The sequence below is a fragment of the Pseudomonas sp. Ps21-P2 genome, assembly GCF_039672565.1.
GTDB lineage: Bacteria > Pseudomonadota > Gammaproteobacteria > Pseudomonadales > Pseudomonadaceae > Aquipseudomonas.
The window spans coordinates 531,082-543,465 of record NZ_JBDFPL010000003.1 but is presented as its reverse complement, the minus strand read 5'-3'; the positions used below and the strand labels follow the sequence as shown (position 1 = coordinate 543,465).

9 protein-coding genes are annotated in these 12,384 nt (G+C 60.9%); 2 read left to right on the top strand and 7 right to left on the bottom strand.

Annotated features, from left to right (window positions below; translation table 11 throughout):
- Window positions 1–55: 55 nt before the first annotated feature.
- Entirely contained in the window at window positions 56–868 is an 813-nt protein-coding gene (locus ABEH28_RS09935; RefSeq protein WP_282373334.1) for a crotonase/enoyl-CoA hydratase family protein, read from the bottom strand.
- A 284-nt stretch (window positions 869–1,152) separates the two neighbouring features.
- On the opposite strand from ABEH28_RS09935, the gene ABEH28_RS09930 reads away from it, so the two are divergent.
- A complete protein-coding gene (locus tag ABEH28_RS09930; RefSeq protein ID WP_192172089.1) occupies window positions 1,153–2,637 on the top strand; it encodes an ATPase domain-containing protein in 1,485 nt (494 codons plus the stop codon).
- Window positions 2,634–4,664, top strand: a complete 2,031-nt coding sequence (locus ABEH28_RS09925) for a response regulator (protein ID WP_346626289.1) — start codon at window positions 2,634–2,636, stop codon at window positions 4,662–4,664. The genes ABEH28_RS09930 and ABEH28_RS09925 overlap by 4 nt, the downstream gene beginning before the upstream one ends.
- Before the next feature lie 70 nt (window positions 4,665–4,734).
- Here ABEH28_RS09925 and ABEH28_RS09920 read toward each other — a convergent pair whose 3' ends face one another.
- The 6 genes from ABEH28_RS09920 to ABEH28_RS09895 form a co-directional block, all read right to left on the bottom strand.
- Window positions 4,735–5,112 carry a response regulator gene (locus ABEH28_RS09920; protein ID WP_074885442.1) on the bottom strand — a complete coding sequence of 126 codons (378 nt, stop codon included), beginning with the start codon at window positions 5,110–5,112 and terminating at the stop codon, window positions 4,735–4,737.
- Window positions 5,113–5,428: 316 nt separating this feature from the next.
- Window positions 5,429–5,683, bottom strand: a complete 255-nt coding sequence (locus tag ABEH28_RS09915) for a hypothetical protein (RefSeq protein ID WP_346629812.1) — start codon at window positions 5,681–5,683, stop codon at window positions 5,429–5,431.
- 286 nt (window positions 5,684–5,969) lie between these two features.
- Window positions 5,970–7,151 carry a hybrid sensor histidine kinase/response regulator gene (locus ABEH28_RS09910; protein WP_346629811.1) on the bottom strand — a complete coding sequence of 394 codons (1,182 nt, stop codon included), beginning with the start codon at window positions 7,149–7,151 and terminating at the stop codon, window positions 5,970–5,972.
- Window positions 7,145–7,762, bottom strand: coding sequence for a chemotaxis protein CheB (locus tag ABEH28_RS09905; RefSeq protein ID WP_346629810.1), 618 nt, complete (start codon window positions 7,760–7,762; stop codon window positions 7,145–7,147). The genes ABEH28_RS09910 and ABEH28_RS09905 overlap by 7 nt, the downstream gene beginning before the upstream one ends.
- Complete coding sequence (locus ABEH28_RS09900) at window positions 7,759–8,577, bottom strand: protein-glutamate O-methyltransferase CheR (protein ID WP_192172093.1); 819 nt, start codon at window positions 8,575–8,577, stop codon at window positions 7,759–7,761. Before ABEH28_RS09900 ends, ABEH28_RS09905 begins: the two co-directional genes overlap by 4 nt.
- A gap of 48 nt (window positions 8,578–8,625) precedes the next feature.
- Window positions 8,626–12,135: a response regulator gene (locus ABEH28_RS09895; RefSeq protein ID WP_346629809.1), complete on the bottom strand. Its 3,510-nt coding sequence runs from the start codon at window positions 12,133–12,135 to the stop codon at window positions 8,626–8,628.
- Window positions 12,136–12,384 lie beyond the last annotated feature (249 nt).

Here is a 12,384-nt window from a genome sequence, read left to right as displayed (position 1 = left end):
CGGCCCGGTAGAGAGGCTCAGAAACGGCAGGTGGCTACGGATTCAAATAGGTCAGTCAATTGTCGAAGACCGGCTTCTGTTTGCTCATGTGAGCCACCATCGCCAGCTTCAGGTCGGCCGATTGCAACATGGCAGCGTTCCAGGTGGCAACGTATTCGAGGCCGTCATCCACGCTGTGATCGCGCATGTAGCCGATCATGCGCTTGCTGCCGCTGATGGCGATGGGTGATTTACCGGCGATGTCCCGGGCGATGGCGAACACGCCTTCGAGCAACTGCGACAGGTCGGCGAAGGTGCGATTGACCAGGCCAATGCGCAGCGCTTCTTCGGCGCCAACGTTGCGACCGGTGTAGGCCATCTCGCGCATCATGCCGTCGCCGATCAGTCGCGGCAGGCGCTGCAAAGTGCCGACATCCGCCGCCATGCCCATGTCGATTTCGCGAATGGAGAACAGCGCATCGTCCGCCGCGTAGCGCATGTCACAGGCGCTGATCAGGTCGATGGCGCCGCCAATGCAATAGCCCTGAATGGCAGCGAGCACCGGTTTGCTGCAGCGGTCGACCACGCTGAACGATTCCTGCATCTGCAGGATCTTGCGCCGCAGCAGGCGCGCATTGCGGCCCACGTCCTTGCCCAGTTCACTGGCCACCGACGCGAGCAGTGTCAGGTCGATACCGGAAGAGAAGTGCTTGCCTGCGCCGCTGAGCACCACCACGCGGACGTCGTCGGTGTCCTCGACCCAGCGGAAAATCTCGATGATCTCCAGCCAGAACGCTGCGTTCATCGCGTTGATTTTTTCCGGACGATTGATCTGGACGTGGGCAATGTGGTCGGCCAGTTCGACCTTGAACGCACTGTAGTCAGACACGGCTTGGGATCCTTGTAGGGGGCCAGACGAGGGTAATTGCTTGACGCCGGATCATAGCAAGTCACTATGTGCGCCCGCAGGCCACGGTTGCGCCATTTGCCGGACAGCGAACCCGCAGAAATCCACGGGAATGCCATCGGTCGGCCGGCAATAAACTGAACGGTCTCAGCCCGGCACGGTCCAGAGTGATGGCTGCATGGAATCGGACTTCCCGACCATGACGGCCTGGGCAGTCGAACCCGTTTCGGCGCCCGACCCTTTCTCAGGTCGCAAGAGGGCGATTCTTGACTACATCAAAAGCGGCAACCGGTATCGTGGGCCTGGATGACATCCTTACGGGTGGTCTTTCGCGCAGCCACGTGTTTCTCCTCGAAGGAGAGCCCGGCACCGGCAAAACCACCGTCGCGCTGCAGTTTCTGCTGGCTGGCTCGGCGGCGGGCGAACGTGGTCTGTATATCACGCTGTCTGAAACCGAACGCGAATTGCGCGACGGCGCACGCTCCCACGGCTGGGATCTGGACGAGAACATCTCGGTGTTCGAACTGACGCCCCCTGAAAATTTGCTGGACGCTGCCCATCAGCAGAGTCTGCTGTATTCCTCGGACCTTGAACTGGGCGAGGCGACCAAGCAGATTTTCGAAATTGTCGAGCAGGTCAAACCTTCGCGGGTGATCATCGACAGTCTTTCGGAAATCCGCCTGCTGGCGCAGAGTTCGTTGCGTTATCGCCGGCAGATCCTGGCGATCAAGCATTACTTCGCGCGCTACGACACCACGGTTGTCCTGCTGGACGACCTCACCACCGAGTCCCTGGATAAAACCGTGCACAGCGTTGCCCACGGCGTCATCCGCCTGGAAGGCCTGACGCCGACCTATGGCGCCGAGCGTCGACGCCTGCGGGTGGTGAAATACCGCGGCCAGAAGTACCGCGGCGGCTACCACGACTTCAACATCATGGACGACGGGATCCAGGTGTTTCCGCGTCTGGTGGCGGCCGAGCACCGCACCGGGTATGTCAGCCGCCAGATGAGCAGCGGCATCAAGGAAATCGACGCCCTGCTCGGCGGCGGGCTGGACAGCGGTTCGAGCACGGTGATTCTGGGGCCAGCCGGGACCGGTAAATCGCTGATTTCGCTGATGTTCGCCGCTGCAGCGGTAGAGCGTGGCGAGAAGGCCGCGCTGTTTATCTTCGATGAAGAGCTCGGCCTGCTGTACACGCGCATGAGCAAACTCGGCATTGACCTCCGTGCACTTGAAGCGACCGGCAATCTGCTCATCGAGCAGGTCGATGCGGCAGAATTGTCCCCGGGTGAATTCGCTCACCGCGTTCGCCGCTGTGTCGACGACCTGGGCATCCAGACCGTGGTGATCGACAGCCTCAACGGCTATCAGGCGGCGATGCCTGAAGAAAACGCGCTGGTCCTGCACGTGCACGAATTGTTGCTCTACCTCAACCGTCATGGCGCCTCGACGTTCATGACCGTCGCCCAGCACGGTCTGGTCGGCGACATGCAGACGCCGGTGGACATCACCTACCTCGCGGATTCGGTCATTCTGCTGCGGTACTTCGAAGCAATGGGTCAGGTCCGTCGGGCCATTTCCGTCATCAAAAAACGCACAGGCACCCATGAGTCAACCATTCGTGAATACCGCATCAGTGGGTCCGGCATGACCATCGGCGAACCGCTGGAAGCCTTTCAGGGCGTATTGCGTGGCATCCCTCAGTACAACGGCGATAACAATCCGCTACTACCGGACACCGACGCGTGAGCACTCCGGGACAGTTATCGGAGCGGGCGATTATCCTCGCCCCCCTCGGACGCGACAGTCAGCTCGCGCTGACCATGCTGCAGGAAGCCGGCTACCCGGCGATCATCACCCACGATCTGCCGCAGCTGTGCAGTGAACTGATGTCCGGCGCGGGACTTGCGATCATCGCTGATGAAGCGTTGCGCAGCGCGGACATCAACCCGCTGCTCAGCCTGCTGGCCAACCAACCGGCCTGGTCTGACTTCCCCATCGTGTTGCTGACTCATCACGGCGGCCCGAAACAGAACCCCTCGGCGCACCTGGGCAAGATGCTCGGCAACGTCACGTTTCTGGAGCGGCCGTTTCACCCTGCCACGCTCATCAGTCTGGTGAGCACCGCCGTGCGCGGGCGTCGACGACAATACGAAGCACGGACTCGACTGGAAGAACTGCTGGAAAGCGAGCAGCGCCTGCAACATGCGCTGAAAGCCGGACGGCTGGGGTCGTGGCAGCTGGACACCGAGTTCCTCGATCTGGATTGCTCGGACATCACCAAGGCGCACTTTGGCCGGGATGAGCGCGATCCGCTCTCCTATCACGAGTGGCTGAGCTCGGTGCACCCCGAAGACCAGCCGCGCATGCAATCCGTGTTGCAGCACACGCTGGACAGCGGCGCCGATTTCATCATCGAGTTTCGCAACGTCTGGCCGGACGGCTCGGTGCACTGGATCGACATCCGGGCCCGGGCGATCCGTGCGCGCAATGGCCGCGTCAGCCTGCTGTCCGGCGTGACCTCCGACATCACCGAGCGCAAGCTGGCCGAACAGCAGTTGCGACAGCTCAACGAAACCCTGGAGCAGCAGGTCGAGGAACGCACCTCCCAGCTGCGCCATAACGAAGAAGTCCTGCGCCAGTCGCAGAAGATGGAAGCGGTGGGCCAGCTCACCGGCGGTATCGCCCACGACTTCAACAACATGCTGACCGGCATCATCGGCAGCCTCGAACTGCTGAGGCGTCGTCTGGCGCGGGGTCGTACCGACGATCTCGATGGCCTGATCGACCTGGGCGTGACCTCGGCCAATCGTGCCGCCGCCCTGACCCACCGCCTGCTGGCGTTCTCGCGCCGTCAGTCGCTGGACCCCAAGCCGGTCTTGATGAACGATCTGGTCAATTCCATGGGCGAACTGCTGAACCGCAGCGTCAACGAGAGCATCCGCCTCGACATGTGCCTGGACCCGGAACTGTGGACCGCCGAGGCTGACCCCAATCAGCTCGAAAGCGCCCTGCTCAACCTGGTGCTCAACGCCCGCGACGCCATGCCTGATGGCGGCATGCTGATGATCGAGACCTTCAACCGCCGCCTCGACCGCGACTTCACCAACGCCTACGAAAACCTGCTGCCCGGCGACTACGTGGTGCTCAGCGTGCGCGACACGGGCTGCGGCATGCCGGAGAACGTCATCAGCCGGGCATTCGATCCCTTTTTCACCACCAAGCCGATCGGCCAGGGCACCGGCCTCGGGTTGTCGATGATCTACGGCTTCAGCAAGCAGTCCCACGGACACGTGGCGATCGAGAGCCAGGTTGGCCACGGCACCACGGTTCAGCTGTTCCTGCCGCGTTATCACGGGGTGTCGCAGCAAGATGCTCCCGCCCTCCCCAACGACACGGCGCAGGCCCGTGAGGGCGAAACCATCCTGCTGGTCGAAGATGATCCAGCGGTGCGCGCGCTGGTCAGTCAGGTGTTGAGCGAGTTGGGTTATGCGTACGTCGAGGCTGGTGATGCGGTCGGGGCGATTCCTATTCTGGAATCCGGCCAGCGTATTGATCTGATGATCAGCGATGTTGGCCTGCCGGGCATGAATGGCCGGCAGCTGGCCGACATTGGCCGCCAGCTGCGCGCGGACCTGAAAGTGCTGTTCATCACCGGCTACGCGGAAAACGCCAGCGCCCGCTCGGGGTTCCTTGAAGAAGGGATGCAGATGATCACCAAGCCGTTTGCCTTTGACCAACTGACGGCCAAGGTGCGGGAGATGATCGAGGGCTGACGCGAGACAGGTGCAGACACAAAAGCCGGCGATTGCCGGCTTTGTTGTTTGTATCCGAAGGGCGGCGGAATCAGTTGAGCAGGGTCTGGATCTGCGAATGCAGGGTTTCCATGGTGAACGGCTTGGCCAGGATCGGGGCCTTTTTGGTGATCGGGCTGCCGCAATCGACGATCTCTGCCGGGTAGCCGCTGATGAAGATCACCTTGAGTTCCGGTCGCAGCTTGACGGCGGGCTCGGCAATCATCACGCCAGACACCCCGCCGGGCAGGCGGTAATCGGTGATCATCAAATCGAGGTGGGGTTTGGTGGCAAGAATTTCGAATGCCTGCTCCCCGTTCTCCGCCTGCAACACCCGATAGCCTTCGCCCGACAGGTAGTCGGACAGCAGCATCAGAATGAGCGGCTCGTCTTCGACGATGAGTACGACATTTTCTGCATCAGAGCTCATTTGAACGCCTTTGATCTTATAGATAGCTGCCATTACGACCATGGCCCGCGCTGGAGGTTGCGCAGAGTGATCAGTTATTTGATTGTTGGGCTTTAGCGTTGAACATGGTCGGCCTAACGGCCTCCCGTTTCGCCTTCGGCGAGTTACTTGATAAAGCCCCAAGTAACCAAGGGCTTGTGCTCCTGGTTGGGCTCCTCCTCCGTCGGAGTACCCTCACTCCGACGACGCTCCGTGGGCCCGCGCCGAACGGACATCCATGTCCTGACGGCGCTCTCGCGGCATCCATGCCGCTCGGCCCACTCCGCGTCGTCTGCGTTCAGCCTGCACCCAAGTCGCGATTGTCGTCGTCTGGGATATTTGTGTATGAAGATCTAAAGCACAGCAACAGCAATAGCTTCGCGAGCAAGCTCGCTCCCACAGGTAGGGGGGTGCTATCAGCAAAATTGTTGGCGCCTGGGCTGGCCTCTTCCCGGCTGAAGCCGGTCCCACTAACAGCAACGCGTGCATTCAGTGGGACCGGCTTTAGCCGGGAGCCGTTGCCGTTGCCGTTGCCGTTGATTTTGATCTTCATACGCAGGAAGCCCGAACGACACCAATCGCGACTTGGGTGCAGGCTGAACGCAGGTTTCGCGGAGTGGGCCGAGCCGCATGGATGCGGCGAGAGCGCCGTCAGGACATGGATGTCCGTTCGGCGCGGGCCCACGGAGCGGGACCGGAGTGAAGGTACTCCGACGAAGGAGGAGCCCAACCAGGAGCACAAGCCCTTGGTTACTTGGGGCTTTATCAAGTAACTCGCCGAAGGCGAAACAGTCTGCCCCCAGGCAGACGCTCTTGATCGTTCCAAGCCACGCCGCTGATCAGAGCGGCAGCGATACCCGAAACATCGACCCCGACCCTTCCTCGCTCTCGACACTGATCCGCCCGCCATGAGCGCTGACGATCTGGTCGGAAATGAACAACCCAAGACCAAGCCCCGCCACCGCATGACTGGCCGCGACCCGCTCGAACTGCTGAAAAATACGCTTCTGGTTTTCCGCGCTGATCCCAATCCCGTGATCGCGCACCTCCATCCGTGCCTCGCCGGCCTCGCTGTACACTCGCAACTCGATCGGCTTGTGCGCGCCGTAGCGCAACGCATTGGTCAACAAATTCGCCACCACCTGCTCGATGCGAAACTCATCCCAGACCCCAATCACCGGCGTGTCAGCGTGAAGCGTCACCACACTGCCGGCGGCGGCGATCTGCGCTGAATAGCTTTCCACCAGATTGACCACCAACTCCGACAAATCAAAGGGACTGGTACGAATCGACAGCTTGCCCGTACGGATCCGCGACACATCGAGCATGTCCTCGATCAGCCGTATCAGACTCTGGATCTGCCGCTCATCCCGATCCACCATGGCCCGGAGCTTTTCCATGGTGAACGCCGAGGCGTTGTCCTTGGCCAGGTGCAACTTGCGCAGCTGGGTTTCGAGAATCAGGCCGTTGAGCGGCGTGCGCACCTCGTGGGAGACGATCGACATAAAGTCATCGCGCATGCGGATCGCACGCTCCAGCTCGCTCTGCGTCGATTTCAGCTCGCGCATCAGCGCTTCCTGCTCCGCGCGGCTGCGTTCGAGCTCTTCGAGCTGCTGCTTCAGGGCCTTGCGCTGGCGATACAAATCGACGAAGACGTTGACCTTGCTCTTCACCGCATGAATGTCGAGGGGCTTGTGCAGGAAATCCACGGCACCGCTTTCATAGCCCTTGAACGCGTAATTCAGCTCGCGCCCGGCGGCACTGACGAACACGATGGGAATGTTCTTGGTCTTCTCGGTGCTGCGCATCAGCTCGGCGAGTTCGAAGCCGTTCATCCCCGGCATCTGCACGTCGAGAATCGCCATCGCAAACTCGTGCTCGAGCAACAACGACAACGCCTCGTCTGCGGACAACGCCTTGAACACCTGACGGTCCTCGCGCTTGATCAGCGCTTCGAGGGCGAGCAGGTTCTCGGGCAGATCATCCACGATCAGCAGTTTGGCTTTGATTTCACTCAGCATGCAATTCGTTCCAGCTCGACAAGCAAGGACCCAATGTCGGGCAAAGGCAATAGAAAATCCGGCGTATGAAGGGCAAGCGCCGCTTCGGGCATGGCCCGCGCGAGCGCCTGGGCCGGGTCCTGGACCACGGTCAGACCACCGTACTCCTTGATTCGTGCCGTGCCGCGCGCGCCATCGCTGTTTGCACCGGTCAGCAACACGCCTGCCAGCCGTTCACCATAGGCGTCTGCAGCCGATTCGAACAGGATGTCGATGCTCGGGCGCGAATGATGCACCCGTTCCTCCTGACTCAAGGACAGACTGAAATCTTTCTCGATCGACAGGTGATAACTCGGCCCGGCGAAATACAGCGTGCCGGCCTTGATGGTTTCTTTATCGTCCGCTTCCTTGACCGGGATCGCCAGGTTCACGGCAAAAACCTCGGCCAACTGACTGCGACGCTGGTCCGGCACGTGGAGCACCGCGAGGATCGGCAAGCGAAAGCCTCTGGGCAGCGTACGGAAAATCTTCAGCAGCGCTTCGACACCACCGGCGGATGCGCCGACCACAATCGCGTCCACCGCCGGCAGCGCGGGCTGCTCCGGGGGGTTGCCGGGAAACGACGTTCTCATGATTTGCGGTAGATCCGCTCGTGTTTGACCAGAGGGTCGAACTGGTTTTTGTACCCGGAAAAGTCGAGGGTCTCCTTGCTGCCCAGCACGAGGAAGCCGCGGTGGCACAGGGACTCATGGAACAGCCCGAACGCGCGGTCCTGCAGCTTCTTGTTGAAATAGATCAGCACGTTTCGGCAGGAAATCAACTGGGTCTCGGAGAACACGCTGTCGGTTGCCAGGCTGTGGTCGGCAAAGGTCACGTTCTCACGCAGGGTCTTGTCGAAGATCGCGTAATCGTAGGCCGCAGTGTAGTACTCGGAAAACAGCCGCTTGCCGCCGGCCTTCAGATAGTTCTCGTTGTAGCCGCGCATGTTTTCCATGGAGAAGATGCCCTGCTTGGCCTTCTCCAGGGAATGGGGATTGATGTCAGTGGCGTAGATGATCGTGCGTTCAAGCAGCCCTTCCTCGCGCAGCAGGATCGCCATCGAGTAGACCTCCTCCCCGGTGCTGCACCCGGCAATCCAGATTTTCACCGACGGGTAGGTCTTCAGCAGCGGCACGACTTCTTCGCGGATGGCCAGGAAGTGCGTCGGGTCGCGGAACATCTCGCTGACCGGAATCGTCAGGAACTGCAGCAGCTGCATGAACGCCGAAGGGTCATGCAGCACGCGCTCCTGCAACGCGGAAATGGTCTTCAGTTCAAACTGACGCAACGCGTGGGTGACCCGTCGTTTCACCGACGCCCCCGAGTAATCGCGGAAATCGTAGCTGTACTTCAAGTAGATCGCTTCAATCAGCAAGCGCAACTCGATATCGGCGTCTCGTTCAGGCATCGGCAACACTCATGGTCGGGCAACGGGCGGTCAATTGATCCGATCCATTCAGATACGTTCCATCTTCGGCAGCCACACGCGAATCAGCGAGAACAGCCGGTCCAGATCGATCGGCTTGGCCAGATAGTCATTCGAACCCGCCTGCAGGCAGCGATCCTGGTCATCTTTCATGGCCTTGGCGGTCACGGCAATGATCGGCAGCTTGCGCCAGCGGGGGTTCTTGCGGATCTCGATGGTGGCTTCGTAGCCGTCCATTTCCGGCATCATCACGTCCATCAGCACCAGGTCGATGTCATCGACGGTATTGAGTTTCTCGATCGCTTCCAGTCCATTGCGCCCGACTTCGACGATCGCGCCCTTGTGCTCCAGCGCGCTGGTCAGGGCGAAGATGTTCCGCACGTCGTCGTCGACCACGAGAATCTTGCGCCCTTCGAACACGCGGTCGCGACTGCGCGCGGTCTTGAGCATCTTCTGGCGCTCATTCGACAGCTGCGACTCGACCTTGTGCAGGAACAGCGTCACCTCATCGAGCAGGCGCTCCGGCGAGCGCGCACCCTTGATGATGATGGTGCGCGAGTACTTCAGCAGCTCCGCTTCTTCATCACGGGTAAGGTTGCGCCCGGTGTAGACGATGACCGGCGGGAACGCGCAGATCTCGTCAGTGGACATGCGCTTGAGCAGCTCGTTGCCGAGCATGTCCGGCAGTTTCAGGTCGATGATCATGCAGTCGTAAGCGTTGTCGCGCAGCAGGTCGAGGGCATCCTGAGCGAACCCGACCGCGGTGATCTCGATGTCGTCGTCGCCGATCAGACGCGCGATGCTGTCACGCTGCAAAGCATCGTCTTCCACCAGCAGAATGCGTTTGACCTTCTGCGTCAGCTTGGCTTCGAGGCGGGCGAAGACGTCCTTGAGTTCCTCGCGGGTGGTCGGCTTCACGGCGTAGCCAATAGCGCCCATCTGCAGCGCGGCTTCCTGACGGTCTTCGACGGAAATCACGTGCACCGGGATGTGCCGGGTGCTCGGCAGCTCCTTCAGGCGTTGCAGCACCGTCAGGCCGGAATGGTCCGGCAGGCGCATGTCCAGCAGGACCGCATCCGGCACGAAAGAGGACGCCAGATCGAAGCCTTCGTCGGCGGCGTGGGCCACCAGGCAGTTGTAGCCCAGCTCATGGGCCAGGTCATAGAGGATCTGCGCAAAGCGCACTTCGTCTTCGATCACCAGAATGCAGCGCTTGGTGAAGGGCGCTTTTTCACGGTCATCGGCAAAACGCGGAATCGGCGCTGCGGGAGGTGCAGACCTGGCGGGAGTTGGCGTCGGTGGGGTGACGCGCGCCACAACGGGCGCAGGCTGCACGGCAACCACGGGCGCCTCGGCGTACTGCGAAGGCTCCTGCTCGACGTACTCTTCCGGCAGCACCAGGGTGAAAATACTGCCCTGCCCCGGCGCGCTGGTGACGCTGATCGAACCGCCAAGCAGGCGCGCCAGATCGCGGGAAATGGACAGCCCCAGGCCGGTGCCGCCATAGCGGCGATTGGTCGTGCCATCGGCCTGACGGAACGCTTCGAAAATACTTTCCTGCTGCTCCTCGGCGATGCCGATGCCGGAGTCTCGAACGGTGAAGGCGACGCCTTCGCCGGGCTGCCGCGACACGGTCAGGCTGACCGCGCCGCTTTCGGTGAACTTGATCGCGTTGGACAGCAGGTTCTTGAGGATCTGCTCCAGGCGCTGGCGATCGGTGTACAGCGACACCGGCGTGCCCGACTGAATCTCCACGGAGAACTCCAGCTTCTTCTCGGCCGCCAGCGGTTCGAAGGTCATGCGCAGGCCGTCCACCAGACGACTGACGCTGCTGTTCTCCGGGCGCATGTCGAGCTTGCCGGCCTCGACCTTGGAAATATCCAGAATGTCGTTGATCAGGTTGAGCAAATCGTTGCCGGCCGAGTAGATCGATTCTGCGAACTTGACTTGCTCTTCGGAGAGGTTGTCCTGGGGGTTTTCCGCCAGCAGCTTGGCCAGAATCAGCGAGCTGTTGAGCGGCGTGCGCAGCTCGTGGGACATGTTGGCGAGGAATTCGGATTTGTATTTGCTGGAGCGCTGCAACTCGTCGGCGCGGGCTTCCAGCTCAACCTGGGCGATGTGCAATTCTTCGTTATTGCGGTCCAGGGCGTCACGCTGGTCAGCGAGTGCCTTACCCTGCTCGGCCAACTGCTCGTTGGTCTGCTCAAGCTCCGCCTGCTGGGTTTCCAGGTGGGCCTGGGATTCCTTGAGGATCCGCGACTGCTCTTCCAGCTCTTCGTTGGCGGTGCGCAATTCTTCCTGCTGCACCTGAAGCTCTTCGTTGAGCTGTTGGGTTTCGGCGAGCACTTCCTGCAAGCGCTGACGGTAGCGCGCCGCCTCGATGGAGGTGCCGACGTTCTCGGCCACCAGTTCGAGGAATTCCAGGTCACGGGGGGTCAGCTCGCGAAGGAAGCCGAGCTCGATCACGCCGTTGACGTGGTCATCGTTGCTGGTCGGCACCACCACGACGCTGCGCGGCGAACCTTCGCCCAGGCCGGAGGTGACTTTGAAGTAATCCTGAGGGACGTTGTTCAGGGTGATGATCTGATCCTGCTCGGCCGCCTTGCCGACCACGCCTTCACCGCTGTAGATCGACTGCTCGTGCTGCTCCTGCTCCCGGGAGAAACCATAGGAAGCGACGCGCACCAGACCGCCGTGCTCCTGGCGCACGTAAACAGCGGCCACCACCGCGCCCAAGTATTGGGCGAAGAAATGCAGCACGTTGCGGCCCAGCAGATTGAGGGTGAGCTGGCCGATGACCTGCTCGGCCAGTTCGCTCTGACCGTTGCGCAGCCAGGCGACGTGGGACAAGCGATCCGCGTCAAGCTGTTGGGCCTTGAGGTTCGCGGCGTAGGTATTGGACAGCGTGGTCATGTCGCGACGGCCGACCCAGGCAAGGATCCCGCTGACGATCAGAATGAACGCGATGTACAGGGAGACCGACATCACCGTGGTGTGGGTCACGTCGGTGTTGCGTGTCAGTCGCAGCTGATGCTCAACGTTGGCTGCCAGTTCGTATTGGTCACGCATCTCGTCGGCCAGGCGCTTGCCGCGACGGTCCTTGATCGGCGTCTGGTAGTCGCCGCCGGTGCGCCGCAGGGTGATCATCTCCTGAGCAAACTCGTTCCACGATGATTGCAGCGCGGCCAGGCGCTTGAAGCGGTCGACCTGATCCGGGTTGTCGGCGACCAGCTCTTCAAGCCCTTGGAGCTCGCTCATGATGGCCGGTTTGGCGACTTCGTAGGGGTCAAGAAAACGCTCATCCCCGGTCAGCAGGAAGCCGCGCATCCCGGTTTCCATGTCCACCGAGAGCTTGAGCGAGCGATTGATATTGTTGATCACCCGGTCGGTGTGTTCGACCCACTGGATCGCCGACAACAAGTAGGAAATCAGAATGACAAAGAAGGCCGCACTCAGTACGCCGACGGCCAAAGGTAAACTGACGTTGCGGCTTAACAGTTTGCGGAAACGTTGCTCATCGACTGCAGAGTGGGTGATCATCGCAAGGGCTCAGGCGGATTCGTCTAAACGACGGAGTTTGCCGCAAATCGCGGCAAAAACTCCAGCATCTGACGTAGAAGGTTGAATTTTCTGACAATAGATGGAGAACAAATGGGCTCGCACTGTACATTTGAGTGCAATCCAAAAGCCACTACACTCAATTGAATCGTGTTGTTGCGTCGCGGAACTTGTCACAATTGCGCCCGCAGCGAAACGCTGTATACCCCCTATGCCGTGCGATGCGCTCCC